This is a genomic window from Actinoplanes sp. GCM10030250, from assembly GCF_042666575.1.
Taxonomy (GTDB): Bacteria; Actinomycetota; Actinomycetes; order Mycobacteriales; family Micromonosporaceae; genus Actinoplanes.
Genome location: NZ_JBHTDO010000012.1, coordinates 66,074 through 89,297, shown reverse-complemented (window position 1 = coordinate 89,297; position 23,224 = coordinate 66,074). Strand labels below are relative to the sequence as shown.

The window sequence follows — 23,224 nt, the reverse complement described above, 5'->3', positions numbered from 1 at the left end:
CCATTGATGACACAACGATGACGCCGGGATGGTGAGTCGCGTGACACCGGCCCATGTTTCCGGGCTGTGAACCGGCTCCCGGCGTTAGCCTCGAAAGGCGTTTCGCTCGTTACCGAAATTCCGCCGGAGGCACCTCGTGACCGCATTGCGTCAATACCTTGGCGTGTGGCGACTGCCGGGCGGCCGGGTCCTCCTCATCGTCGGCATCCTCGCTCGCCTCGGCATAGGCATGACCCCGCTCGCCCTGCTCCTGCTCGTCGAACAGGCCACCGGCCGGTACGCCGCGGCCGGCCTGGCCGGAGGCGTCTACGCCCTGGCCGGCGCGGCCCTGAGTCCGGTCGCCGGCCGGCTCGCCGACCGGATCGGCCCGGCACCCATCCTGCTCGCCACCGCGGTACTGCACCCGCTGGCACTGGGTGGCCTGCTGCTCGCGAGCCGGGGTGGCGCCGACGCCATCGAGTGGATCTTCATTGCCTCGGCGGCGGCCGGCGCCACGTACCCTCCGCTGACCGCGGCGATCCGCCGCGCCTGGACCGGCATGACCTCGATCGGCAGCGGGCGGCACGGACTCCGCGCCGCCGCGATGGCCGCCGAGACCTCCCTGTTCGAGCTGGTCTTCGTGCTGGGCCCGATGCTGGTGGCGGCGTTCATGGTGGTCACCGGCGAGCCCGGCGCGGCCCTGATCAGCGCCGCGGTGGCGACTTTCGCCGGTACCGCGTGGATCGCCCGCCTGCCGGTGATGCGGCACCGCGGCGAACACGCGTCCGAGCAGACCACCAAGGGACTCGGCCCGCTGCGGGTGGGCGGTTTCCCGGTGCTGCTCGTCTGTGTCGCCGCCATCGGCGTCGCGTTCGGTGCGGCAGGCGTCATCGTCCCCGCGTACGCGTCCCAGCACGGCGGTGACGCGGCGCTCGGCGGCGTACTGCTCGGGGTGTGGGGTGTCGGCAGCGCGATCGGCGGCATCTGGTTCGGCACCCGGCGCCCGGCCATGGCCCTGTCCCGGCAGTTCGCCTGGCTCCTGGCAGCACTGTCGGCCAGCTTCCTGGTGCTCGCGTTCATGCCGAACCCGCTCTACCTGGGCATGGCCCTCGTTCTCGGCGGTGCCACCATCGCACCGGCGCTGACCGTGGAGAACAACCTGGTCGGCCGGATCTCCCCGGCGGGCATGCTGAACGAGGCGTACACGTGGATGGTCACCGTCTCGGTCGCCGGCAGCGCGGCCGGCGGTGCACTGGCCGGCGTGATCGTCGACCAGCCCGGCGGCCTGCCCTGGTCGTTCGTCTTCGCCGCTGGCGTGCTGCTGATCGCCGCCGCCGTGGCGGCGATCCCGGAGGGCTCGATGGCCCGCGCCGACCGGCACGCCGCGGAGCGCCACCACACGGCCCTCGCCGAGCTGGCCTGAAGTCTTGAACAAGTAGAAGGCCGGGGTGTGAGACGCACCCCGGCCTTTACGCGTGCGGTGGATCAGGCTTCGAAGCGCGCCCGCCGCCGGCGTGCCACCAGGAAACCGAGCGCTCCGAGCAGCACCAGCGCGACACCGCCGCCGGCGATCATCGTGGTGTTCGCACCGGTGACGGGGAGACCGCCGCCACCCTCGCCGCCTGGAGCCGCAGTCGGGGCCTCGGCGCCGGCAGTCCCCGACGGGCTGGGGCTCGCAGTGGCCGACGGGCTGGGGCTCCCGGGTTCCTCGGTGTTCCTGCGGCGCACGTACAGGTACGCCGGCAGGTCCGGCCCCTCGTCGACCTGATAGCCGAGAGTGCCGTGCGGAGCCGGCTTGCCGGTGGCCTTGTCGACCAGCTCGAGCGCACCCTTCTCCCGGGCCATTGCCGGGGTGAGCTTGTCCAGCAGGGGAACCTTGAAGTACACCTCGGCGTCACGCGGCGTGGCCCAGAGCACGGTGAACTCGTACGGCTCGTCGTCCGGCAGAACGTTCACCTGGAACGTCAGGAAGTCCGGCGACGACAGGACGTACTTCCGGTCCCCGGCCAGCGTGGCGTCGAACAGGCAGGTCAGTCGCCCGGTGTAACCCCCGTCGCCCTTCAGCTGCGCACAGTTCGGCGGCAGATCGCGCTGGAACCGCAGACGCGGGCCGGCCCAGAGCGTCATCACGATGCCCTGGACAGCCTTGGGGCCCTCCACCTCGAAGCCCGCCGGAACGAGGAAGTCCTTGTTCGGCTCGATCTCCAGCCCGGAGTTCCGCAGGTAGGAGTTGATGATGTCGACCCGCTCGGTCACATTCACCGCGACGGTGCTGGTCCGCGTGGGCTGATCACGCCCGGTCACCGTCACCCGTGCCGTGCCCTTCACGGTGGTGTTGGTGTTCGCGGTGAGGGAGAAATACCGGTACGCGGGCCGGTTGCCGGACGTGAAGGTCAGGTCACCGAGCGCACAGGTGATCACCCTGGCCTTGGTCACGCAGGTCTTGTCATAGGGCTTGACATCGACGGCGGCCGCATCGGAGGCGTCCACCTCGACGATGACGTCGCGCAGCGTCTGGTCCCACGTCTCGGGCTTGATCGCGACGTAGAGGCTCTCGACGTGCGGGTAACGGACCTCACTCCCACCGGCGGTCACCGTCCATCCGGGCTCCTCGGCCAGGCCGGCGGAGGCCGGAGGCGGGGTGGTCAGCAGCACAGTCGCCATGGCGACGCCGGCGGCGAGGAGCGCACGGCGATACGAACGCAGCATTGAAAGTTGATCTCCTTGATCGGTCCGGTGGATCCTAGTCACGCTCCGTCCACTTCGCTGTCCCGTGCCTACCGGCCGGATTCCTCGAACGGCCGCACCGCAAGATCCGGAGAAGAGACGCTCGCCACGGCGGATGTCTGCCCGATCAGCCCTGCCTGCCGAGCTACGGTCGGGGTGTGAGCGCTGCCAACCGTGTCCCGCTGTCCGTCCTCGACCTGGCCACGGTCCGTGAGGGCCACGGCAGCGCCGACGCCCTGCGCGGCACCATCGAGATCGCCAAGACCGCCGACGAGCTCGGTTACTCCCGTTTCTGGGTCGCCGAGCACCACAACATGCCGGCCGTCGCCTCCACCGCCCCGCCGGTCCTGATCGGGGCCGTCGCGGCGAACACCCGTCAGATCCGGGTCGGCTCCGGCGGCGTGATGCTGCCGAACCACATGCCGTTCGTGGTGGCCGAGCAGTTCGCGCTGCTGGAGGCGCTCTACCCGGACCGGATCGACCTCGGCATCGGGCGGGCACCCGGCACCGACCAGGCCACCGCCGCGGCGCTGCGGGGGGTCTCGCCCTATCTCACTGTCGAGCAGTTCCCGGAGCACCTGCAGACGCTGCTCAGCCTGCTCGGCGACGAGCGCGTGCCGGCCTCGCCCCGGTTGAGGGCCACGCCCGCGCCGGAGAGTTACCCCGAGGTGTGGATGCTCGGCTCCTCGACCTATGGCGCGCAGGTGGCGGCCGCGCTGGGCCTGCCATTCTGCTACGCGTACCACTTCGCCATGAGCTCGGACGTGGACGGCGCCCTCCGGCTCTACCGCGACGGTTTCCAGCCCTCGCCGAGCCGCCCCCGGCCACACGTCATGGTCAGCGCGTCGGTGATCGCCGCGGAGACCGCCGAGGAGGCGCATTTCCTGGCCGGTCCCAGCCGGATCATGGCGCTCAGCCTGCGTACCGGTCGTCTCGGCCCGATCGTCTCACCGGAGACGGCCGCGCAGTCCGAGCTCTCCGAGCTTGACGAGGCGATGCTCGCGTCGCTGCCCGGCACGCAATACGCGGGCACCGCCGAAGAGGTCGTCGCCGGGCTGGACGCCCTGGTCGAGCGGACCGGCGCCGACGAGTTGATCCTGGCCGGCGCGGTCTACGACCCGGCCACCCGCCGGGAGAGCCTGGCCCGGATCGCCAAGGTGTGGGGCCTTTAATCGAGTGCGCCCGATGCCCCTGGCCGTCAGGATGATGCGATGGCCTGGGAATTGACGACCGATGTGGAGCGCTTCGCCGCCACCACCGGCGAGTTCCTGCGGTCCGAGCCGGTCCGGCACACCGTCTTCCTCACCCTGATCGAGACCTTGCGGTCGCGAGGACAGCATGCGTACGGCCCAACCGAGCCGTATTTCGGATGGTGGAGCACCCCCGCCGACCAGATCAGCGGTGTCCTGATCCACACCCCGCCGTACCCGGTCATGTTCACCGAGGTGCCACCCGAGGCCGTCCCCGCCGCGGTGGAGGCTCTCGCCACCCGTTCGCTCGCCGGGGCCAACCAGCTCGCCGCCCCCGCGGTCGCCGGGGCCAACCAGCTCGCCGCCCCCGCGGTCGCCGGGGCCAACCAGCTCGCCGCCCCCGCGGTCGCCGGCGCCAACCAGCTCGCCGCCCGCGCGGTCGCCGGGGCCAACCTGCCCGCCGCCGACGTCGACGCGTTCGCCGCCGGCTGGCAGGAGCGGACCGGCACCACGGCCCGCCCCGGCATGCGGACCAGGCTCTTCCGCCTGGACACCCTCGTCCCGCCGCACCCGGCGCCCGCGGGCGCCGCCCGGTCCGCGACCGCGGCCGATCGCCCGCTCGTGATCGACTGGCTCCGCGCCTTCCACGAGTTCATCAACGAGGAGCCGCCCGACCTCGGGACCCTCGCCGACGAGCGCCTGGAGTCCGGCGGCGTCACCCTCTGGGAGAACGAGGGGGTGCCGGTCTCGATGGCCATCCGCTCGCACCCCGCGGCCGGCATGGTCCGTGTGCAGTTCGTCTACACCCCTCCCGAGCACCGCGGCCGTGGCTTCGCCGCCGGTGCCACAGCGGCCGCCAGCCGGGCTGCCCTGGACGCGGGCGCGACAGACGTGGTGCTCTTCACCGACCTCGCCAACCCGACGAGCAACGCCCTTTATCCCCGGCTGGGATACCGGCCGATCGAAGACCGAGCAGTGGTGGAGTTCTCGTGATCCTGTCTCTCAACGTCGGCGCGTCCGAATACAACCCGGCCAAGAGCGTGGGCCGGACCGGCATCGGCAAACAGCCGGTCGAGCACGCGGTGGCCGTGCGGGCGCCCGGCCCGAAGACCACCGGGCTGCACAGCGGCCTGATCGGCGACTTCATCGGCGACATCAAGCACCACGGCGGCGACGACCAGGCGGTGTACGCGTACGCGATCGAGGATTACGCCTGGTGGGCCGCCCAGCTCGGCCGCGACCTGGCACCCGGTCTGTTCGGCGAGAACCTGACAACCGAGGGTGTCGACGTCGGCGGTGCCGTCATCGGCGAGGTCTGGCACGTCGGCGACACCCTCGTGCTCCAGCCCACCTTCGGCCGCATCCCGTGCGCCACCTTCCAGCACCGGATGGGCGAGAAGCGCTGGACCAGGCGTTTCGCCGAGGCCAACCGCACCGGCGCCTATCTGCGTGTCCTCGTGCCGGGCGAGGTGCGCGCCGGAGACCGTGTCGAGGTGACCGATCGTCCGGCGCACAAGCTGACCATCAACGAGGCGTTCGGCATCTACATGCACGACCCGGCGCGGCTGCCCCGCCTTCTGGAAGCGGCGGAGCTGCCGGTCGGTATGCATGCGGAGATCGAGGAGCGTCTCGCCCGTACCCCATGAATTTCGACCGGAATCCAGGCTCTCACCGTCCTCCGATGCGCCGGTGAGGGCCCGGGCCGGAGCTATTCGCAGCGCCAGAGGATCGGCCGTGCCGGAATGTCCGATGCCGACAGGCTGAGGACCGTCCCGGTCATGATGCGTGCGTCGCCGCTGATGGATTCCACCAGGAAACCGTCGTCGTCGGTCCGTCGCTCCGTCGGCAACGTGACGATCTCCCTGCCGACGATGACCGACACCTCGCCGGTCAGCGGGCCGCCGGCGCCGGGAACCTGCGCCGGTAGCACTCCGGCGTCCACCGTCTCCCACGTCTGGCTGACCGGGTCGTACCGGTGGACGAACGTGTAGGGTCCCGACACCCCGGAACTGGCCGAACCCGAGGAATAGCCGTAGATCCAGCCGTGGTGGAAGGCGGTCATCCCGAAGGACTGATCCGTTGTGCCCGGCGGCGGGGGGATCCGCTCCACCCGTCCGTCGGCGTACCAGAGGTAGGGCTCTTCGCTGGTGGTCATGGAGCCGCTGACCGAGACCAGGATGGTGCCGTCCTCAGCCATGTCCCACACCCGGCCGTTGGTGATTCCCGCGGGCATCTTCATGATCTCCGGTTCCGCGTCCGGTGAGGCCCAGCGTTGCGGCACATATCGCCGGCTCGTCTCCTCGGTACCGGCGATCATGCCGGCGTCGTTGACAGCGATCGCCTGACCGGTGCCGCGCAGCCGGCTGATCTTCTCGTCCCGATAGACGTAGGGGACCGTCGGCCACCCGTCAGTCGAACCCACCGCAACGCCGGACCCGTTCACGTCCGACATGAGCACCGGCTTTCCGGTCTGCCGGACGTGCGCGATCAGGTCACCGTCGCGCCACATCATCAGGTTGTTCTTGCCCTCGTAGAAGGGGTCTCCTTGGCCCACCACATAGGTGCCGCTGGGGTCGGCGGCCCTGACCTCGGCCGACGTCTCCTCACCCATCGGCAGCACCTCGAACGTGCACGCGGACGGCACATTCGGATCGGGTGGCAGCGGGGGCAGCGGAGCCGGATCGGAACCGCCGAACGCCAGCACCCCACCGGTGGTCGCCGTCGCGATCACCGCGGTCACCCCGGCGGCGGCCATCCAGTTGCGCCACCATCGTCCTCGCCGCCCGTCCCGCATCGCCGCACTCACGTCGATCCGGCTCGGCTCGGCGGGCTCGGTGTCCAGCGGCCGCAACAGCAGGCGGCCCAGTTCCTCGTCCCTCATCGGTCGCCTCCTTCGCCGCCGTGCGCCGCACTGGGAATCCGGTCACCGAGAAGGCGGCGCAACGTGTCGAGGCCGTGCGACGTCTGGCTCTTCACCGTGCCCTGCGAGCAACCGAGGATGTCGGCCACTTCGGCAACCGGCTTGTCACAGAGGAACCGCAGGACCAGAACGGCCTGCTGACGTGGCGGAACCTGCGAGAGCGCGGCTCTGACGACCGTCCGCTCCTCCAGCCCGGACTCAGCCGGTGCCGCCCGCTCCGGCGCCGACGCGAACAGACCCACGCGCCACCATCCGCGCCGCTTCTCGTCCAGGAACGCCCGCACGATCATCGTGTGCACATAGGCGTCCACATTCTCCACACGAGCGATCCGCGGCCACCGCGCATAAAGCTTCGTGATCGTCTCTTGTACGAGGTCATCAGCCTGATGACTGTCACCGCACAGCAGATAGGCGAACCGCCTCAACACCCCGAGCCGGCCGTTGACGTACGCCAGATAGTCCCGGTCCGATTCATCGCCCATCCCGTCCCCCGATCCGCTGTCGAAAGGTAGACGGGGTTTCGCTCGAACGGGTTGTATCACTTTCCTGGTTTTGGGACGACACGGGCGCCGGCGACGGCGCCCGTGTCGCGACGTCAGGCGGTGAAGGAGGTGCGGCGGCGCCGGGTCGCCAGGTAGAGACCGAAGCCCGCCGCGAGCAGCGCAGCCCCGGCCGCGCCGAGAACACCCGCGTTGGCGCCGGTCACCGGCAGGCCGCCACCGTCCGTGCCACCGGCCGCCGGGGTGGTGGCTGCCGGCGAAACTGGTGCCGAGGCTGACACAGATGCTGAAGGCGATACTGACGCTGAAGGCGACGCTGACGCAGACGCTGACGCTGATGCCGACGGTGAGGAGCCGTCCACCCGAACGCGTCCGACAGACTTGTTGTTGGCCATGTTCGAGTCGGTGGCCTCCCCGCCGGGAGTGGCAGCACCCGGCGCCGGCGTCAGCCGCAACGGCGCACCCGTACCCTTGCTGCCCGCCTTCAGCCAGGTGAGCTTGTCGGCGTCGTCGGCCGTGTACCACGTGTGCTCATAGGTGAACGTGTGGAACTCGTCCGTCGGCAGGGGCGGCCGCAACGGCGTCTCAGCGAGGCGGTACGTCGTGCCCGGCGCGATCTCCCCGTCGAACTCGCAGACCGTGTAGTAGGTGTCGAGGTTGCCGTGCGACGGTGCCCAGTACCAGCAGTTGCTGTAGGTCTCGACCGCCCGCAGGTATCGCCACTTGGTGACCAGCGCCATCACCACTCCCGGCACCGGCTTCGACCCGGCGTTACGGACCTCGACCGGAATCTGCGGAGCCTCACCGGGCCGAACGACCACTTCCGGGTCGTCCGGTCCAGAGACGAGATCAACGTCGGCCACAATGGACGGCGCGGCGCTCTCCGCGTGTGCGGGCGCCGCAACGGTCAGGACGGCGATGGCGGATGCGGCGGCAACCGCCAGGACAGGACGAAACGTAGGCATAACAAGGCTCCCCGTGGTCAATTGGCCGACGGATTGTATCGACGGCCGACGGTTCCCGCTGTCCGCGCGTTGCCCGTGCCTTTGCCCGCCTGATCGGCAGCGTTCCGGCCGCAGCAGGCGCATCCCGGCTCGCAGTCGCAGGCGTCCGCGCTGTCGGCCGTGACCTGCCGCGTCACCAGGGGGTCGGCACAGCAGGCGACGCCACGCCACGCCTCGCGACCTTCCTTGACCGCGACGGCGGCGATCACCAGGGCAGCGATCGGGTCGGCCCAGGACCAGCCGAACAGGCTGTTCATCGCGAGACCCACCAGCAGAACACCGGAGAGGTACGTGCAAAGCAGTGTCTGCTTCGAGTCAGCGACCGCCGAGCGGGAACCGAGCTCGTGCCCGGTCCGGCGCTGGGCGTACGACAGCCCCGGCATGATCGCCAGGGAGACCGCGGCCAGAACGATGCCCAAACTGGAGTGCGCAGCTTCCACCCCGACGATCAGCGCTCGTACCGACTCGACGGTCACGTACGCGGCCAGCGCGAAGAACGAGATCGCGATGACCCGCAGTGCGGTTTTCTCTCGCCGCTCAGGATCCCGTCCGGCGAACTGCCACGCCACCGCGGCAGCCGACGACACCTCGATCACCGAATCCAGGCCGAACCCGATCAGAGCCGTCGACGACGCCATGGTGCCCGCCGTGATCGCGACGATCGCCTCGACCACGTTGTACGTGATGGTCGCGGCCACCAACAGCCGAACCCGACGGTTGAGCGTCGCCCTCCGCCGCGGCGCGGGACCGACGGCGTCGAGCTGAATCAGCGGCCCGCCCATCAGCAGCAGCCCTTCTCGGCCGAGTCGGCGCAGGCCTCCGGGCGGACAGCGAGCACCACCCCCAGCAGGTCGCCCAGAGCGTGTGCCAGTCGCGCATCGGCGAGCTCGTAGCGCACCCGGCGCCCTTCCGGCACCGACACCACCAGGCCGCAGCCGCGCAGACAGGTCAGATGGTTCGACAGGTTCTGCCGCGTCGTGCCCAGCAGTTCAGCCAGCTGCGCCGGATACCCAGGCCCCTCACGCAACGCCAGCAGCAGCCGGGCACGCGTCGGATCCGACAGGGCATGCCCGAACCGAGCCAGCACCGCACCATGGGTCAACATCTCCACAGGGTCGACCGTACATCAAACGCTGTATCGTCGTTGATCCCTTGCAATCGGTACCCAGGTACAGGTTTATCGTCGATGGCACGGCGCTGACCGCGCCCCGTTCGAGGAGGCCGGTATGTCTTCCACAGTTCCCGACGCCCGATCGATGGTGGCCTCGTGATGGCCGGATTGCGAACCGGTGAGGTCGCCGAGCAGGCCGGCGTCAACATCCAGACCCTGCGCTACTACGAGCGCCGCGGCCTACTCGCCGAACCAGACCGTTCCCTGGGCGGCCACCGGCTCTACCCGCCGGACACCGTCGCCCTGCTCACCGTCATCAAAGCCGCCCAGCGACTCGGCTTCACCCTCGACGAGGTAGCCGACCTACTGGCCGCCGGCCGCCGCCGCCACCCACCGGCAGACCTCCGGCAACGCGCCATCAACAAGATCGCCGAGATCGACCGAAAGATCGCCGACCTGACCGCCATTCGCGGCACCCTCACCGAGGTCGTCGACGCCCACTGCGACAGCCTCACCAACTGCACCTGCGCCGACTGCCCGATCCCCTACCTGACCATCGGCAACGCGCACCCGGGAGAACCCGCATGAGCCAGCCCGTCCCCTCACCGATCCCGGTGCTCATCGACAACGCTCCACCACGCCGCACCCAGATCACCGGCGCCCTCGCCATCCTCGCCTGCGCCGCGTGCTGCACCCTGCCCTTGCTGATCGCCGCCGGCCTACTCACCGGCGCGGGCGCAGCCTTCTTGGAGCAAACCCTGCTGGCCGTCGCCGCGGGCCTGGCAGCGCTCGCCCTGGGCATGTGGTGGCTACATCGTCGCCGCTCCACGAAGCGCGCGTCCGCCAGCTGCCGCTGCGCCAGCACCACCTGCGGCTGCTAGCCACGACTCCGGCAGAACGCGAAGCCGATCAAAGACGGACGAGAGACCGGGTGTCGAGTTCGAACCGCCAGGCTCGCACCGCTCTTCACGACGGTTTCCTCGACGTAGTGCTGGTCATCAAGGCGGTTGAGCCGCAGCGTCAGCGAATCCGGCGCCTCATGCTCGACAGGAGGTACCACCCGATGCCGGCAGCAGCGTAGAGCTGCATCTTCAGCACACGGCCCATGGTGGCGTTGCTCGGCGACACGATCTCACCGATCAGGAGCACCCGGGAAGCGTCTGCCGCGACGGCCTCCTCGTCCAGGTCCACCACAATCAGGTCGGGGATCACGATGCGGCCGGTGTGCAGCCGGACGTTGATCGCCTCGTACACGAAGAGCCCGGCCGGCGAGGCGCCTTCCTCCAGCGCGTTCGCCAGACGGCGGGAAGCCGCTGATGGCTCATGTTCGGCGCGGGCTCACCACCAGGCTCGCGTCAATCAGCTCAATCCGGTCCGTCGTCTCGCCAAGCGCGAAGTACTCGTCCTCGGTCCATGGACCGACGTGGTCAACCACTCCCACACTCATCGACGACGTCACCCCCATCGGCTCACGAGAATCAGCTCACAACGGTACGGCACCGAAGGTGGCACGGCGTTTCTGGAAGCTTGGCGGTAGAACGAGATCGGCCCCCTCGGCTGAGCGCTGAGAGGGCCGACTGTGCTGAATGTGGCGGGTAGACGATTCGAACCTCTGTAGCTTTCGCGACGGATTTACAGTCCGAGCGATTAATCGGCTGCCACCAGGGGAAACGTGACTTGAAGGCGGCGGGTCGACACGGATCCGACAACAGATGCCTCCGTGGCCCACCATGAGGCATGGAGGCCCTCAGTCGACGGGGACTCCTCCGTAAGGCCCTGGAGAGGGTTTCTAGCTCAGCCTGGCGCACTCCCGTAAGTACGCGGCGGCTTAATTGCGGGGCACTCGTCCGGGCAGCCAAGATTCTGGGATGGACGACGAACGTCTCGCATTGCTACGCCAGCAGCGGCGCGGTGCCGTTGCACTTGTACGGCTCCTTGCCCGGGATCTACCGGTCCTGGCGTGGCAGATGGGCCCGAGCGGCGATCTGTTTGGAGCGGCCCTCTCCATGGTCGAACCAGAGAGCCGACGGGAGGAGTGGCAAGAGTGGGTGGACGCGCTTGGTGCCGTCCCGCGGGTCGCGCCAGGGTCAGGCCCGACCACCTTCCTGACCGCCCAGGCTGAGCTCGCCGATGGAACGTCGGTCACTCTCGTAGCTAGGTTTGACCGAGACCGCACGTCACGGAACCAGGGACGTTGATCTGCCGGTACGCCAGCCGTGAGCGCATCGTGCGGGCGTCGCGGATGCGATCGAATAAGGCAGGTGGAAGGGCTCCACCTGTAAGCTGAGCAAGCGCGAAAAGAAGAGGGCGGGAGCGCGCGGAACCGGCCGCCGAAGCTGGCTAGCGAAGAGGTAACGGCACGCCAGCGTCCTTCAACCCTCTAGAACGCCGGAATCCCGGGCAGAATACCGGTCCTGACCAGGGCTCCAGCATGTGGAGCGGGTGACGGGGACCGAACGCGTACTGTCAGCTTGGGAGCCGTACAAGAATCTATGGCTACCCCCTATACACGCCCTGATGAGCGGCCGATCGAGCGCGACCTGGTGTGTTCCTGAGCGTCCTGGCCTTATGCCCCCTCACTAGTGGCCGATACTGAATATTTAACCTGTTGCGCAGGTCACGGTCAGGTGGCCAAGTACAGTTCATGACTCATATATCGAGACCATGCGTCCACAAAATGAGAGGCAAAGTTGGCTACGTCATCCAGGTATCTCTCAATCTCAACCACGGACCTGCCTGCTTGACTAAAGACGTCGACAAGAGCCATGCGGCCGTGGGCAACGTCATTCCGAATGATCGCTACTTTCTGCAATGTTAGAGCCCAGGAGGGATTGGGAAACGGGTCGTCTGGCAAACCGTAGATGGACCATATTCGAAGAAAATGCTCTTGTTTCAGGGTCTTTCCGTCAAGAGGTGGTTGTGGACCTCTCGACGGCAAAGGTAGCTGTAGGAAGTCGGCATTTCTGTCCAACGTGGTGACCTGTAGTCGTAGATCCCACAGGCGCCCGTGATCCTGCAAGTCTCGGAGGCTCTCGAAGGTATTGTGAGCAGCGAGCTGGCGGAGGCATGGCCGGAGGTCGCCCATTGCAACCGTGCCGGCATTTATTTCTTCGTGAGACTTCTTCAGTATGAACTGCGTCAGGGCTTCGAGCTCGGCTGCAGCCCCAATGATCGCAACTCCACGCGCCTCTCGGGTCACAAAGTCAAGGCTCGGGTCGTCGCGGGCGATGTTCTCGGCCGCCGAAAGCAGCCGTTTTAGGTCTGTGATTCTCTGCAGTAGGCGATATCCATGTGCATTGACGTCACTGATGAGCGTGCTATGCGCGGCCACTTAGAAGCGCCTTCGCTTGTTCGATTCTGCGGCGAAGCATGGACCGGGTATTCGTCGCTCCGGTACTTGAGTCCTTAAGCTCAGGGTCAACCAGCCATTTGCCAGGTGGCGTAATGACCTCTTGGCCACCTTGCTGCAGCTCCGCCACGGCGACTAGGCATGCCTCGAATTGAACCAGCGGCGTCACATGGACGCCGGGCCGCAAAAATGGACCATTGCAAATATCGAACAGTCGGTCGCTTGCCTTCATGAAAGCAAGCTTTTCTTGATCTGCGTCAAACCGTTCGTTGGCGGCCAGCATGTATCGATTAAGGAACGTGCTTACCTTGCCGTCGAACTGGTCTCTGAAGTTTTTATACGCGAAAAACTTAAGGACTTGCTCGGCTATGGTGCCATCGTGCTGATGAATTTTCTGGAGCTTCAATAGTTTGGTAAAGCTCTCATGTTTAGCAAGTTCTTCAAGTAGGCTATTAAATGGGCCGCGATACACACATGCTCGTACCTCCTGAGGTGTTAGCGTTACGGTGCCTTTATTAAGTCTCTCGAATAGATCAAAGCGGACCTGAAGGTCGCTCTTGTCTGTCAACGAGATTACCTGTAATGGCTGGCGGCCAAAGTAGACCTGAAAATTGCGCGGTAGATCTGCAAATGTTTTGCCATTTAGCTCAGTTAGCTTTTCGAGACCTTCAATCACTAAGGCGGACGTCCTGTTGGCCAGCTTTAGATCATCGGCGTTTTCACTCATGTAGTGCACTAGTGTAGAAAGGCGCTGTAAGCCGTCCACAACCTCCCATTGAAAGTCGACGTTTGTTGCTACAAATAGTGGCGGCACTGGAAGGCCGAGAAAAACAGATTCTACGAATAGTGATTCTCCGTCTTCCCTCCATCTAAACTTCCGCTGGTACTCGGGCGCTACATTGAGTTCGCCATCCGTAATCATGCGGACTAGTTCACGAACCGAGAAGTTGTGCGTAGCCACATCAACCTTGCGGCGCTCATTCGTTAGCTGATCATCCAGGTTGCCTACCTCACCCGTCATGCCCATAGCCTCACCCTAGTTGACGGCGGCTGAGTGCGACATGCGTCATCCCGAGGGCAGCCGGCATGCACTTTTCCCTACTGTTCCCCAGGTCAATGAATCGTTGGGCATACGGGAAGGTCTGCCAGTGGGCCTGGAGCTAAGCGAGGCACTCAATCGTCAGTGGTCCCTCCGAGGGCGCCTGATACCCAACACTGACCCCCTTCACCGGGCAGGTCGGCCGCTTCAGAGGTGCGTGGGGGATGCGGGGGCGGAAACGAGCGAGCTACCGACGCGAGTTGCGGCGCTCAAGATCCCGCCAAGTGTGAGCCGCCTTCACCCGGTCGCGGTAGACGGTGCGGAGCACGATGCACGGGTAAGCGTCCAAACCGCATCGGCAGGCTCTGCGCCAGGGCGCATACCAGCGTCGCCGGGGGCCATGCATCGGAAACGGATCTCTGCTCATCTGAGGTGCCTCCCGTTGGTGAGGCTGCTAGGACGGCGGGCGGGCCACGGGGGAGCCGCGCCCGCCGCCCTTGCAGGGGGGAGGTTACGTCATGACAACTGGATGAGCCAGACCGAACGTTGGATTTGCGTGATGACAAGATCACGCGCTGTCTAGCGTCTGCGGTATGGACGAGCCGTATCCGATGGGGCCGGAAGAGATCCGCGAGCGGCTCAACGTGTCTCGTCAGCGGGCGTACATCCTGATGGGCCGCAAAGACTTCCCGGACCCGTGGCGCGAGCTTGCGATGGGCAAGGTCTGGCGCTCTACCGACGTTGACGAGTACGCGAAGCGGCGTGAGCAGCGAGAACGCAAGAACGACTCGGACGACGAGTCATGAGAGCGCGAAGCTAGATCCGTTGCTGCATTGCCCGGACCTGGCCGCGAGGCGTGCGGTTACCTAGGGTGGTTGGGGGACACCTGCTGAATCCAGTGTCCCCGTCGTTTCCGCAGCTCAATCCGCCTCGGGGGACACCGGGGACACGGGGGACAGGGCCTCGGCTATGTCTCCCATTGACGTCACTACGACGTCGGCGGACCTGAAGGCGGCGACCTTCCAATCTCTGTTCGCGTAGCCGATCACGGCGACCCCGGCGGCATGGGCCGCTTCGATGTCTGAGAGTGAGTCGCCGACGAGCGTGCAGTGCTCCGGCGCGGCCCGGAGTGCGTGCACGGCGGCGAGCACCGGCTCAGGGTTCGGCTTCATGCGCCGTGGGTCGGCGAATGCCCGACCGATGATCGGATTCACGTACGAAGCGAGACCGTGGGCCGTCAGGTAGGCCTCGATCGCTGCCGCCGAGTTGTTGCTCACCACCGCGACCGGCACGCGACGCGCGTGCGCGCCGAGGATCACCTCACGTCCGAACGGCGTCGGAGCTGCGACGGTGGCGGCGCGCACTTCGGCCGCACAGAGGGCCTTCTCGACGGTCTCTGTCACCTCGTGTGTGCAGCTCTCGCCTGCCCAGCGAAGTACGGCGAGGGGATCCTGCTCGCCGCGCAATTCGGCCGGCATGGCGACGCCCTCGGCATCGAGCAGGGCGACCAGCTCGGCCGCAACACGCGGCGCGGGGTAGCCCGCGAAGATCGAGCAGACCGGCCCATCGAAGTCCAAGAGCAGCGGTCCGGCGCCGACGAGGTCAGCAAGCGTCGACCTGCTCACGAGCGGTACTCGCGAGCGACGCTGTTCCAGACTGAGTCGAACCAAAGGCGGGCGGACTCTACGAACTGGGTCCCGTGGGAGGCCTCGTCGTCGTCGACCGCGTAATGGAACAAGGTCGCGTCCCTGCCCATGAGGTCGAAGATCTCGACCGGCTCACGGCCGATGGTTACCTCGCGTCTGATCGCCGGGTAGAAGCCGAAGAACGCCTCTCGCCCGTTGAGAATGTAGAGCTTGAAGGTCGGCGCGATGCTGTGCGTCCGTACCTCCGCCATCGACGACTTCACGAGGCCGAGGTCGGCCAGTTCTTGTACTTGATCGATGATCCCGTCTGCGGCCCGCCGGGTGATGCGCTCTGCCCGCTTCCGGACGGCAGGATCGTCGGCTCCGGTCTCAGCTAGTGCTGGTAGCGCCATGGGCACCGACATGTCGGAGATCAGTAGGCGGACGCTGATGCTCTCCGGGGCGGACCGACCGGCACGGACCATGTCGAGAGCCTCGGCGATCGCATCCCGCAGCGTCTCGCCCGAGAAACCAGCGAAGTCGATCGCGACATGGTTGTGCTCGAATGCCGCCTCGATGAGCGGACGAAGTTCGACCGGCCGCTGTGTTTGAGCGCGGACGAACGCCCCGCTGCCCTGCCTACTCACGATCAACCGCTCATTGCGCAGCACTTCAAGCGCTCGCTTGATCGTCTCTCGTGCAACGCCATATCGGCTCGCGAGTTCGGGTTGTGACGGCAGTTTGTCGCCCGGTGCGAGCTTCCGGGTCAAGATCGCGGCACGCAGCATGTTCGCGATCTGCTGCGACGCCTGTCGCGGGTCATCGGGATCGAGATCACCAAGAAATTCCAGGTTCGCGGCCATGGGCTGACAGTACCTCTGGCTAGCCAAGTAAGGGAAGTTCGGGTGGAGAGGTTGACATGGCTAGCCAAGAGAGCCTAGCGTCATCCATATCGGAACCTGACTAGCCAGGCTCCACAACTTCGGAGGTCCGTTTTGCGCACGCACTCGCTCCCGCTCGGCGAACCGACGCCAGCGGAACTGTCTGCGATCGAGGCTGAGTGGCCGCTGATCGAGGCGGAACTGTCCCTGTTGGACGCGGAGATCAGCCTCATCAACGTCGCCGATCACGGCGGCCCGTCGCCGTTGGACTGGCGGCGTCTGCGCCGGGCTGAGGCCCGTGTGACTCGCGTTGCGGTCGAGCTGGCCGCGCGTCCCGTCTCCCGGAAGGCGGCCGCGTGATGACTCAGGATCTCAAGCTTTTGAAGCGCATCGGGTGGGGCGTGCGTGCGGTGTTCGCCCTCGGCATTGCGGCGTCGCTGGCGGGCAACGTGCTGCACGCCGCCGACAACGTGATCAGCCAGGCGATCTCCGCCTGGTCGCCGCTGGCGCTGATGCTGGCGGTCGAGCTGATCTCCCGGATCCCGGCCCAACGCGACACGGTGATGACAGCCATCCGGCAGTTCGCTACCGCCATCATTCGCGGGCATCGCCGCATGGGTTTCCTACTGGCACATGGTCGACGTCGCCACCCGATACGGCGAGGCCGCCTCCTCGGCCTACCTGCTGCCGTTCAGCGTGGACGGCCTGATCGTGGTCGCCTCGATCAGCCTGGTCGAGATCGGCAGACGGATCCGCGCGCTCAACGAGACCGCAACCGAGACCACGCCGGCCGACGCCGAGGCGATCGTTCCGGTGACGCCCGCCGCGCCCCTGCCCGCCGCCGATCCCGCGCCGATTCCGGCGATCAAGCGGACACCCGCGAAGCGCGTCACGCCGCGTCCCGCGTCGGCGGAGAAGGTTGCCAAGGTCGCCGCTCGGATGCCCGATGCGCCGGTCTCGCAGATCGCCGCTAAGGCCGGTGTCTCGATCTCGACCGCGCGGCGTCACCTCGCCGCCCTCCGCGTCAGTGATGCGTCACCGTCTGCCCCGGTTGCTGCGGAAACGCCCGCCCTCGCCGCTGCCTAGCTTCGCCCGGTGACGCGGTTCCTACCGCCAAGCAAGTGCCGCGTCACCGGCCCTCCCATCAGTCACCAGACCTCAGGAGAGACACCCATCATGACTGCCGCGTTCGCTGCTGTCTTCGTCGCCCTGTTCGTCGCTCACCAGGTCGCTGACCACTGGATCCAGACCCAGCATCAGGCCGACTGCAAGGGCCGTCCCGGCTGGTCCGGCCGCCTCGCCTGCGCCGCTCACGTCGCCACCTACACCCTGACCGCGCTGGTCGCCCTCGCCGCCCTGGCCATGTCGACCGACCTCGACGTCAACCCCGGCAACGTCGCCGCCGGACTCGCGATCTCCGCCGTCACGCACTACATCGCCGACCGACGCACCCCGCTCAAGCGCCTCGCCGAGCTGACCGGCTCCGCCAAGTTCTACGCCCTCGGCTGCCCGCGTCCCGGCCGCGACGACAACCCGTCCCTCGGTACCGGCTCGTACGCCCTCGATCAGTCCTTCCACTACCTGTTCCTGTTCGTCGCCGCCCTCGTGATCGCCGCCTGAGACCGGAGGACAGACACCGTGAACACCCCCAACGAGAACCCCGAGAACTTCGACTGGACCGCCGCTGAGGCCGACGTTGCCGACGTCGTCGACCTGGACGCCGCCCGCACCCGCCGGACCGCCGACGCGGGCACGCACTACGAGATCACCCTGGACGAGACCCCGCAGCGCGGCGGGATGCCGGTCGACACCCCGCCGGTCGACGCGTCCGGCAAACGGCCCATCGTGCCGGCCAACTGGTCGACCTGGCCGAACATCCGCCACACCCTCGGGCAGGCCGCCGCCCTGACCGGCTACCGCGCGAGCTTCCACGCCCTGCGCGCTCCCTGGTACACCCTGCTCGCCTCGTTCTGGGCTGTCGTCGGCCTGTTCCGGCTGATCGGGCGGCAGCTCAAGTGGTGGTGGGTCACTGAGCAGTACAGCCTGCGGCAGGCCGCCGCCGACACCAACGACCCCGCTATGTGGCTCAAGCTGCACCGCGAGGTCAAGGCCACCCGGATGTGGCGCGGCCTGGTCCTTGCCGCCGAACTACTCGCGCTCGCGATCGGCGGCCCGATCCTCTACGCCACCGCTCCGGTCTGGGCACTGGTCCTCGGCGTCGCCCTGGTCGTCGCGTTCCTGGCGCACATCGGCCGTCCGGAAGACCGGCGCATCATCACCCCGGCCACGGTCTCGGGCCGCTTCCGCCGGGTCAACCCGGACATCATCCTGCGGGCCTACTACGCCGCCGGTCTTGGGCACCCGGACAAGGCCCACCAGCAGATCGGGTTCGGCTCGACCATGGCCCGCGACGCGTCGGGCACCGGTTCGCAGGTGTCGATCGATCTGCCGTACGGCAAGACGTTCGACGACGCGGTCAAGGCACGCGGCGCGATCGCGTCGGGCCTGGACGTGGCGGTCTCGCAGGTGTTCATCACCCGGGACCCCAGCTCGCACCGGCGCCACACGCTGTGGGTCGCCGATCGCGACCCGCTCGCCCAGGGCGCGGGCCGGACGCCGCTGCTGCGGTGCAAGCCGACCGACATCTGGCAGCCTGCCCCGTTCGGCCTGGACGAGCGCGGCAACAAAGTCGCGATCGATCTCATGTGGACGTCGATGCTGATCGGCGCGCAGCCCCGACAGGGCAAGACGTTCGCCGCCCGCACGCTGGCCCTGTACGCCGCCCTGGACCCGTACGTGAAGCTGACCGTCCTGGACGGTGGCGGCAAGCCGGACTGGCGCAAGTTCGCCCTTGTCGCCGACCGGTGCTCGTTCGGTCTGGCGCTGACCCGCGACGGTGACCCCGCCGAGATCGTCGTGCAGGCCCTGCGCGAGGTCAAAGCCGACGTGCAGGACCGTTACGAGCGGCTGTCGGCCCTGCCGGTCGACGTCTGCCCCGAGGGCAAGCTGACCCGTGAGATCGCCCGGGACCCGAAGTACGGGATGCCGGTGCGGATGGTCGTGCTGGACGAGTTCCAGGAGTACTTCGACCTCGGCGAGGTCTCCAAGGAGATCGCGAGCCTGTTGGTCTACCTGGTCAAGGTCGCCCCGGCCGCCGGTGTGATCTTCGTCGACGCCACCCAGCGCCCGTCCGGGGTCGGCACCGGGCAGGTCGCCCAGCAGTTCATCTCCTACCGCGACAACCACCAGGTCCGGTTCTCCCTGCGTACCGGCTCGTGGCAGGTCTCCGACCTGGTCCTCGGTTCCGGGGCTTACAGCGAGGGCTACGACAGCTCGACTCTGCTGCCCACCTACAAGGGCGTCGGGATCCTGCGCGGCGCATCGGACGCCACCCCGACGGTCCGCACGTATCTCGCTGATCACCCCGACGCCGAGACGATCCTGATCGCTGCCCGCAAGCTGCGCGAATCGGCCGGCACGCTGACCGGCATGGCCGCAGGCGAGGACATCGCCCGTGAGATCCGCGACGTGCTCGCCGACGTCCGCAGCGTGATCGAGCGCGGCGAGACCGGCGCGCAGTGGGAAGAGATCGCCACCCGCCTCGCCGACCGGCTGCCCGAGGCGTACGCGGACGTCACTGCCGAATCGATCTCGGCCCAGGTCCGGTCGTTCGGTGTACGCAGCGTAGATGTCAAGCGGTCCGGCAAGGCCCTCAAGGGAGCCAAGACCGACGACATCGACGCCGCGATCTCCCGCCGCAAGGCCGCCTAGCCGGTCGCGGGCAACCCGCGACCGGTCGCGTCAACGCGACTCAACCCGCGACCGGCCTGGTCAGCGCAGACATTGACCGGTCGCGGGTTGCGCCGCCAGCCCTTCACACCCAAAAACCGCCTCAGGAGGCTCGCTGTGCCTGTCCTTGCCGCGACCGCAACCGCCGAAACCGCCCTGATCGGCATCCTGATCATCGCCGCCATGATCGCCACTTTCTGTTACGGGATCGGCTGCTGGCTCTGGCCGTTCGGAGCCTGCCGCAAGTGCTCCGGCACCGGCAAGCGCCGGTCCCCGTTCGGCCGCGCGTTCGGCCTCTGCCGCCGCTGCCATGGCGACGGACGCCGTCTACGAGTCGGCCGCCGCGTGATCAACGCCCTGCGCGAACTGCACCACAACGCCCGCTGATCACCTGCCCGCGAAGGGATCCGCCGTGAGCCTGCTCGACCGCCTCGCCGACCGCATCCACCACCGCCACGACACCGCCGCCCGCGCCCAGGGCCTCACCGTCACCCGCCTGCCCGGCGGACGCCGCCAGGTCGCCCACCCCGACCTGCCCGACCGCCTGGAAGCCCGCCGCCGCCGAGCGATCACCGGCGGACTCGACCTCGCCGACCGGATGCTGATCGACCCCGGCACCCTCGCCGCCCTGGACGCCACCGAGGCCCGGATGACCGCCAAGCGTCCGGCGCTGCGGCGGGCCGCCTGACATGCCTGGCCACTGGATCGGCGCGAGCAAGACCCTCGGCCGGCTCGTGCCGACCAGCGGCCGGTACCCGCACATCTGCGACCGGACCGTGGCGGCCGAGGACACCGTCTCCGGCCAGCCGTTGCAGATCGCCCGGTGGGAGAAGGCCCGCTTCTGCGCCGCCTGCGCCCACAGCAAGCACCGCCCGTCCACACCCGACACCAGGAGGCCGGAACTGATGTCCGACAACGGATCCCTGCGCGACACGGCCCTCGCCGCAGCGGCGCGCGGCTGGCACGTCTTCCCGCTCCGCCCGGGCGACAAGCGGCCCGCCTTCCCCGACCACCCGGCCGACGCCTGCACCGGCCGCGATCCGCGCTGCCGCAACGGGCACACCGGCTGGGAAGCCCGCGCCACCACCGACCCCGACCGGATCCGCCTGGGCTGGGCCGAGATCCCGTACGAGATCGGCATCGCCTGCGGACCGTCCCGGCTGCTCGTCGTCGACCTGGATACCCTCAAGCACGGCCAGGACATCCCGGCCGCATGGGCAGGCAAGGGCGTCGATCACGGCGGCCTGGTCCTCGACGACCTGTGCCGCACCGCGCGGGAGCCCTTTCCGTTCGACACGTACACCGTGCGCACCGGTCGGGGCGGATTGCACCTGTACTTCCGACACCCGGACGGCCCGGCCCTGCGCAACACGGCGGGGGAGCGGGGCAACGGCCTGGGCTGGCTGATCGACACCCGCGCCCACGGCGGCTACGTCGTCGCCGCCGGAAGCACGGTCGCCGGACTCAGCTACACGATCGAGCGGGACCGCGACCCCGCCGACCTGCCCGCATGGCTCGCCGAACGCCTCGCCCCGCCGCCGCTACCGCCGCAACGCCCGGTGGTGGTCGACCTGCCGACCGGCCGAACGGGTGCCTACCTGGACGCCGCGATCAGCAGCCAGCTCGATCACCTGCGCCGGGCCGCCGAGGGCGAGCGGAACCACGCCCTCTACGTCTCTGCTGTCGCCCTCGGCCAGCTCGCCGCCGGGGGAGCGCTACCGGTCGACCAGGCCGAGGCGCTGCTGACCGAGACCGCGCTGTCGATCGGCCTCTCCCGGTTCGAGACGCTGCGCACGATCCGCTCCGGACTCGCCGCCGGTGCCCGGCGCCCCCGGACGGTGGCCGCATGAGTACTACGCCGGCCGAACGGCCCGACCGCCCGAACCTGCATGTCGCCGGGCCGGACGACGCCGCCGAGGTCCTGTCATCCGAGCAGGCGCGGCCCGCCCGGATCCGCACCTCCTGGACTGCCGCCGACATCATGGCCATGGAGTTCGCCCCGCCCAAGTGGGCCGTGCCGGGTGTGCTGTCCGAGGGCGTCAACCTGCTCTGTGGCCCGCCCAAGGTCGGCAAGTCCTGGATGTCGCTCGGCCTCGGTATCGACGTTGCGCTGGGCGGTAAGGCGTTCGGGGCGATTCCGGTCGAGCCGGGGCCGGTGCTGTATCTCGCCCTGGAGGACACCGCCCGCCGCCTGCAAAACCGGCTCGGCAAAGTCCTCGGCCCGCGCACCGCTCCGGCCGGGCTGACCCTGGCCACCGAGTGCCCGCCGCTGCCGCAGGGCGGCGACCAGGCCATCGCCGCGTGGCTCGACCGCAACCCGGCGGCGCGGATGGTGATCATCGACGTGTTCGCCAAGCTCAGGGGCAACTCCGCCCCCGGCGCTTCGGCGTATGACGCGGACTACGCCGCCGTGGGCCGGGCGAAGAAGGTCGCCGACGACTACGGGGTCGCGTTCGTCCTCGTGCACCACGTGCGTAAGGCCGGATCCGACGACTTCCTCACCGAAGTGTCCGGCACCAACGGCCTGGCCGGGGCCGCCGACGCGACCCTCGTGCTCAAGCGAGCCCGCAACCAGGGCGACGGCGTGCTGCACGTGACCGGCCGCGACGTCGACGAGAACGAGTACGCCCTGAGCTTCGACCCCCTCGCCGGGGCGTGGCAGATGCTCGACGGCCCGGCCGAGGACCACCAGGTCGGCGAGACCCGCGCCGTGATCCTGCGCTTCCTGCGGACCACCCCCGGCAGCACACCGAAGGTCATCGCCGACGGGGTCGGCCTCGGCTACGACAACGTCAAACGGACCTGCCAGCGGATGCTCGCCGACGGGCAACTCGCCGCCGACACCGGCGGCAGGTACCGAGTCCCCGGTGTCCCCCCTGTCCCCGCTGTCCCCCAACCACCTCTGAGCAGCGAAAACGAGGGGGACAGCCGGGGGACAGCCGGACTCTGGCCATGACCCAACCGAACATGCTGAAACAGGGAGCTATGCGCCTGTTTCAGCACAGACCTAGGCGAGGCCACCAGGACACCCGAGATCTTGGCTCAGCGTCGCTCTCAGCGGGCCGCCCTACGGCCTTCTGCCGCAGGGGTCCTCCCATCCGCCACGGAAC

Annotated in this window: 27 protein-coding genes; 16 read left to right on the top strand and 11 right to left on the bottom strand. The window is 68.1% G+C overall.

What is annotated here, in order from left to right; translation table 11 throughout:
- Nucleotides 1–136: 136 nt before the first annotated feature.
- Nucleotides 137–1,402, top strand: coding sequence for an MFS transporter (locus tag ACFQV6_RS17740; protein WP_378028583.1), 1,266 nt, complete (start codon nt 137–139; stop codon nt 1,400–1,402).
- 62 nt (nt 1,403–1,464) lie between these two features.
- Here the strand turns inward: ACFQV6_RS17740 and ACFQV6_RS17735 are convergent, their stop codons facing one another.
- Nucleotides 1,465–2,688 carry an LPXTG cell wall anchor domain-containing protein gene (locus ACFQV6_RS17735; RefSeq protein WP_378028582.1) on the bottom strand — a complete coding sequence of 408 codons (1,224 nt, stop codon included), beginning with the start codon at nt 2,686–2,688 and terminating at the stop codon, nt 1,465–1,467.
- Between the two features lie 176 nt (nt 2,689–2,864).
- Between ACFQV6_RS17735 and ACFQV6_RS17730 the strand changes: the two genes are divergently transcribed.
- From ACFQV6_RS17730 to ACFQV6_RS17720, 3 genes are read left to right on the top strand one after another with little or no spacing between them, the layout of a single operon-like run.
- On the top strand, nt 2,865–3,878 hold the full coding sequence (locus ACFQV6_RS17730) for an LLM class flavin-dependent oxidoreductase (RefSeq protein ID WP_378028581.1): 1,014 nt from the start codon (nt 2,865–2,867) through the stop codon (nt 3,876–3,878).
- A 39-nt stretch (nt 3,879–3,917) separates the two neighbouring features.
- The gene (locus tag ACFQV6_RS17725) at nt 3,918–4,889 is read left to right on the top strand and encodes a GNAT family N-acetyltransferase (RefSeq protein WP_378028580.1); all 972 of its coding nucleotides are present in this window, start codon (nt 3,918–3,920) and stop codon (nt 4,887–4,889) included.
- Nucleotides 4,886–5,542 carry an MOSC domain-containing protein gene (locus ACFQV6_RS17720; protein WP_378028579.1) on the top strand — a complete coding sequence of 219 codons (657 nt, stop codon included), beginning with the start codon at nt 4,886–4,888 and terminating at the stop codon, nt 5,540–5,542. The genes ACFQV6_RS17725 and ACFQV6_RS17720 overlap by 4 nt, the downstream gene beginning before the upstream one ends.
- Nucleotides 5,543–5,604: 62 nt before the next feature.
- Here ACFQV6_RS17720 and ACFQV6_RS17715 read toward each other — a convergent pair whose 3' ends face one another.
- From ACFQV6_RS17715 to ACFQV6_RS17695, 5 genes are all read right to left on the bottom strand, one after another.
- The gene (locus ACFQV6_RS17715; protein ID WP_378028578.1) at nt 5,605–6,777 is read right to left on the bottom strand and encodes a hypothetical protein; all 1,173 of its coding nucleotides are present in this window, start codon (nt 6,775–6,777) and stop codon (nt 5,605–5,607) included.
- Nucleotides 6,774–7,298, bottom strand: coding sequence for a SigE family RNA polymerase sigma factor (locus ACFQV6_RS17710; RefSeq protein ID WP_378028577.1), 525 nt, complete (start codon nt 7,296–7,298; stop codon nt 6,774–6,776). The genes ACFQV6_RS17715 and ACFQV6_RS17710 overlap by 4 nt, the downstream gene beginning before the upstream one ends.
- Nucleotides 7,299–7,411: 113 nt before the next feature.
- The gene (locus ACFQV6_RS17705) at nt 7,412–8,281 is read right to left on the bottom strand and encodes an LPXTG cell wall anchor domain-containing protein (RefSeq protein WP_378028576.1); all 870 of its coding nucleotides are present in this window, start codon (nt 8,279–8,281) and stop codon (nt 7,412–7,414) included.
- 17 nt (nt 8,282–8,298) lie between these two features.
- Nucleotides 8,299–9,102, bottom strand: a complete 804-nt coding sequence (locus ACFQV6_RS17700; RefSeq protein ID WP_378028575.1) for a cation transporter — start codon at nt 9,100–9,102, stop codon at nt 8,299–8,301.
- Nucleotides 9,102–9,425 (bottom strand): ArsR/SmtB family transcription factor, encoded by a 324-nt coding sequence (locus tag ACFQV6_RS17695; protein WP_378028687.1) that lies wholly within the window; start codon nt 9,423–9,425, stop codon nt 9,102–9,104. Before ACFQV6_RS17695 ends, ACFQV6_RS17700 begins: the two co-directional genes overlap by 1 nt.
- Before the next feature lie 165 nt (nt 9,426–9,590).
- Here ACFQV6_RS17695 and ACFQV6_RS17690 point away from each other — a divergent pair, with 165 nt between their 5' ends.
- Complete coding sequence (locus tag ACFQV6_RS17690; protein ID WP_378028574.1) at nt 9,591–10,019, top strand: MerR family transcriptional regulator; 429 nt, start codon at nt 9,591–9,593, stop codon at nt 10,017–10,019.
- Complete coding sequence (locus ACFQV6_RS17685) at nt 10,016–10,312, top strand: hypothetical protein (RefSeq protein ID WP_378028573.1); 297 nt, start codon at nt 10,016–10,018, stop codon at nt 10,310–10,312. The genes ACFQV6_RS17690 and ACFQV6_RS17685 overlap by 4 nt, the downstream gene beginning before the upstream one ends.
- Before the next feature lie 139 nt (nt 10,313–10,451).
- On the opposite strand, the gene ACFQV6_RS17680 is transcribed toward ACFQV6_RS17685, so the two are convergent.
- Nucleotides 10,452–10,718 carry a Uma2 family endonuclease gene (locus ACFQV6_RS17680; RefSeq protein ID WP_378028686.1) on the bottom strand — a complete coding sequence of 89 codons (267 nt, stop codon included), beginning with the start codon at nt 10,716–10,718 and terminating at the stop codon, nt 10,452–10,454.
- 1,720 nt (nt 10,719–12,438) lie between these two features.
- Here ACFQV6_RS17680 and ACFQV6_RS17675 point away from each other — a divergent pair.
- Entirely contained in the window at nt 12,439–12,690 is a 252-nt protein-coding gene (locus ACFQV6_RS17675) for a hypothetical protein (RefSeq protein ID WP_378028572.1), read from the top strand.
- Nucleotides 12,691–12,748: 58 nt separating this feature from the next.
- Here the strand turns inward: ACFQV6_RS17675 and ACFQV6_RS17670 are convergent, their stop codons facing one another.
- Entirely contained in the window at nt 12,749–13,801 is a 1,053-nt protein-coding gene (locus ACFQV6_RS17670; protein WP_378028571.1) for a DUF262 domain-containing protein, read from the bottom strand.
- A 611-nt stretch (nt 13,802–14,412) separates the two neighbouring features.
- Between ACFQV6_RS17670 and ACFQV6_RS17665 the strand changes: the two genes are divergently transcribed.
- On the top strand, nt 14,413–14,625 hold the full coding sequence (locus ACFQV6_RS17665) for a DNA-binding protein (RefSeq protein ID WP_378028570.1): 213 nt from the start codon (nt 14,413–14,415) through the stop codon (nt 14,623–14,625).
- 114 nt (nt 14,626–14,739) lie between these two features.
- On the opposite strand, the gene ACFQV6_RS17660 is transcribed toward ACFQV6_RS17665, so the two are convergent.
- Together ACFQV6_RS17660 and ACFQV6_RS17655 are read right to left on the bottom strand one after the other, a co-directional pair.
- Nucleotides 14,740–15,444, bottom strand: a complete 705-nt coding sequence (locus ACFQV6_RS17660; RefSeq protein ID WP_378028569.1) for an HAD family hydrolase — start codon at nt 15,442–15,444, stop codon at nt 14,740–14,742.
- Complete coding sequence (locus tag ACFQV6_RS17655) at nt 15,441–16,307, bottom strand: winged helix-turn-helix domain-containing protein (RefSeq protein ID WP_378028568.1); 867 nt, start codon at nt 16,305–16,307, stop codon at nt 15,441–15,443. The genes ACFQV6_RS17660 and ACFQV6_RS17655 overlap by 4 nt, the downstream gene beginning before the upstream one ends.
- Nucleotides 16,308–16,439: 132 nt before the next feature.
- Here ACFQV6_RS17655 and ACFQV6_RS17650 point away from each other — a divergent pair, with 132 nt between their 5' ends.
- A complete protein-coding gene (locus ACFQV6_RS17650) occupies nt 16,440–16,685 on the top strand; it encodes a DUF6284 family protein (protein WP_378028567.1) in 246 nt (81 codons plus the stop codon).
- A gap of 4 nt (nt 16,686–16,689) precedes the next feature.
- Here ACFQV6_RS17650 and ACFQV6_RS17645 read toward each other — a convergent pair whose 3' ends face one another.
- On the bottom strand, nt 16,690–16,899 hold the full coding sequence (locus ACFQV6_RS17645; RefSeq protein ID WP_378028566.1) for a hypothetical protein: 210 nt from the start codon (nt 16,897–16,899) through the stop codon (nt 16,690–16,692).
- Nucleotides 16,900–16,958: 59 nt separating this feature from the next.
- Between ACFQV6_RS17645 and ACFQV6_RS17640 the strand changes: the two genes are divergently transcribed.
- The 7 genes from ACFQV6_RS17640 (at nt 16,959) to ACFQV6_RS17610 (ending at nt 23,070) form a co-directional block, all read left to right on the top strand.
- Nucleotides 16,959–17,411 (top strand): DUF2637 domain-containing protein, encoded by a 453-nt coding sequence (locus ACFQV6_RS17640; protein ID WP_378028565.1) that lies wholly within the window; start codon nt 16,959–16,961, stop codon nt 17,409–17,411.
- A gap of 90 nt (nt 17,412–17,501) precedes the next feature.
- The gene (locus ACFQV6_RS17635) at nt 17,502–17,945 is read left to right on the top strand and encodes a DUF3307 domain-containing protein (RefSeq protein WP_378028564.1); all 444 of its coding nucleotides are present in this window, start codon (nt 17,502–17,504) and stop codon (nt 17,943–17,945) included.
- An 18-nt stretch (nt 17,946–17,963) separates the two neighbouring features.
- Nucleotides 17,964–20,096, top strand: coding sequence for a cell division protein FtsK (locus tag ACFQV6_RS17630; RefSeq protein ID WP_378028563.1), 2,133 nt, complete (start codon nt 17,964–17,966; stop codon nt 20,094–20,096).
- A gap of 135 nt (nt 20,097–20,231) precedes the next feature.
- On the top strand, nt 20,232–20,501 hold the full coding sequence (locus tag ACFQV6_RS17625; protein WP_378028562.1) for a hypothetical protein: 270 nt from the start codon (nt 20,232–20,234) through the stop codon (nt 20,499–20,501).
- Between the two features lie 25 nt (nt 20,502–20,526).
- Nucleotides 20,527–20,802 carry a hypothetical protein gene (locus ACFQV6_RS17620; protein WP_378028561.1) on the top strand — a complete coding sequence of 92 codons (276 nt, stop codon included), beginning with the start codon at nt 20,527–20,529 and terminating at the stop codon, nt 20,800–20,802.
- Between the two features lies 1 nt (nt 20,803).
- On the top strand, nt 20,804–21,964 hold the full coding sequence (locus ACFQV6_RS17615; protein ID WP_378028560.1) for a bifunctional DNA primase/polymerase: 1,161 nt from the start codon (nt 20,804–20,806) through the stop codon (nt 21,962–21,964).
- Nucleotides 21,961–23,070: an AAA family ATPase gene (locus ACFQV6_RS17610; protein WP_378028559.1), complete on the top strand. Its 1,110-nt coding sequence runs from the start codon at nt 21,961–21,963 to the stop codon at nt 23,068–23,070. Before ACFQV6_RS17615 ends, ACFQV6_RS17610 begins: the two co-directional genes overlap by 4 nt.
- Nucleotides 23,071–23,224: the final 154 nt, after the last annotated feature.

What these genes read in the sequence shown, in the direction of transcription:
- ACFQV6_RS17615 (WP_378028560.1), top strand. Translation starts at nt 20,804, where the DNA reads ATGCCTGGCCACTGGATCGGCGCGAGCAAGACCCTCGGCCGGCTCGTG.
- ACFQV6_RS17710 (WP_378028577.1), bottom strand. Translation starts at nt 7,298, where the DNA reads ATGGGCGATGAATCGGACCGGGACTATCTGGCGTACGTCAACGGCCGG.
- ACFQV6_RS17645 (WP_378028566.1), bottom strand. Translation starts at nt 16,899, where the DNA reads ATGGCTGTCATCACCGTGTCGCGTTGGGCCGGGATCCGGGAGATCAGC.
- ACFQV6_RS17715 (WP_378028578.1), bottom strand. Translation starts at nt 6,777, where the DNA reads ATGAGGGACGAGGAACTGGGCCGCCTGCTGTTGCGGCCGCTGGACACC.
- ACFQV6_RS17655 (WP_378028568.1), bottom strand. Translation starts at nt 16,307, where the DNA reads ATGGCCGCGAACCTGGAATTTCTTGGTGATCTCGATCCCGATGACCCG.
- ACFQV6_RS17610 (WP_378028559.1), top strand. Translation starts at nt 21,961, where the DNA reads ATGAGTACTACGCCGGCCGAACGGCCCGACCGCCCGAACCTGCATGTC.
- ACFQV6_RS17670 (WP_378028571.1), bottom strand. Translation starts at nt 13,801, where the DNA reads ATGACGGGTGAGGTAGGCAACCTGGATGATCAGCTAACGAATGAGCGC.
- ACFQV6_RS17725 (WP_378028580.1), top strand. Translation starts at nt 3,918, where the DNA reads ATGGCCTGGGAATTGACGACCGATGTGGAGCGCTTCGCCGCCACCACC.
- ACFQV6_RS17665 (WP_378028570.1), top strand. Translation starts at nt 14,413, where the DNA reads ATGGACGAGCCGTATCCGATGGGGCCGGAAGAGATCCGCGAGCGGCTC.
- ACFQV6_RS17690 (WP_378028574.1), top strand. Translation starts at nt 9,591, where the DNA reads ATGGCCGGATTGCGAACCGGTGAGGTCGCCGAGCAGGCCGGCGTCAAC.
- ACFQV6_RS17735 (WP_378028582.1), bottom strand. Translation starts at nt 2,688, where the DNA reads ATGCTGCGTTCGTATCGCCGTGCGCTCCTCGCCGCCGGCGTCGCCATG.
- ACFQV6_RS17705 (WP_378028576.1), bottom strand. Translation starts at nt 8,281, where the DNA reads ATGCCTACGTTTCGTCCTGTCCTGGCGGTTGCCGCCGCATCCGCCATC.
- ACFQV6_RS17695 (WP_378028687.1), bottom strand. Translation starts at nt 9,425, where the DNA reads ATGTTGACCCATGGTGCGGTGCTGGCTCGGTTCGGGCATGCCCTGTCG.
- ACFQV6_RS17640 (WP_378028565.1), top strand. Translation starts at nt 16,959, where the DNA reads ATGGTCGACGTCGCCACCCGATACGGCGAGGCCGCCTCCTCGGCCTAC.
- ACFQV6_RS17635 (WP_378028564.1), top strand. Translation starts at nt 17,502, where the DNA reads ATGACTGCCGCGTTCGCTGCTGTCTTCGTCGCCCTGTTCGTCGCTCAC.
- ACFQV6_RS17685 (WP_378028573.1), top strand. Translation starts at nt 10,016, where the DNA reads ATGAGCCAGCCCGTCCCCTCACCGATCCCGGTGCTCATCGACAACGCT.
- ACFQV6_RS17700 (WP_378028575.1), bottom strand. Translation starts at nt 9,102, where the DNA reads ATGGGCGGGCCGCTGATTCAGCTCGACGCCGTCGGTCCCGCGCCGCGG.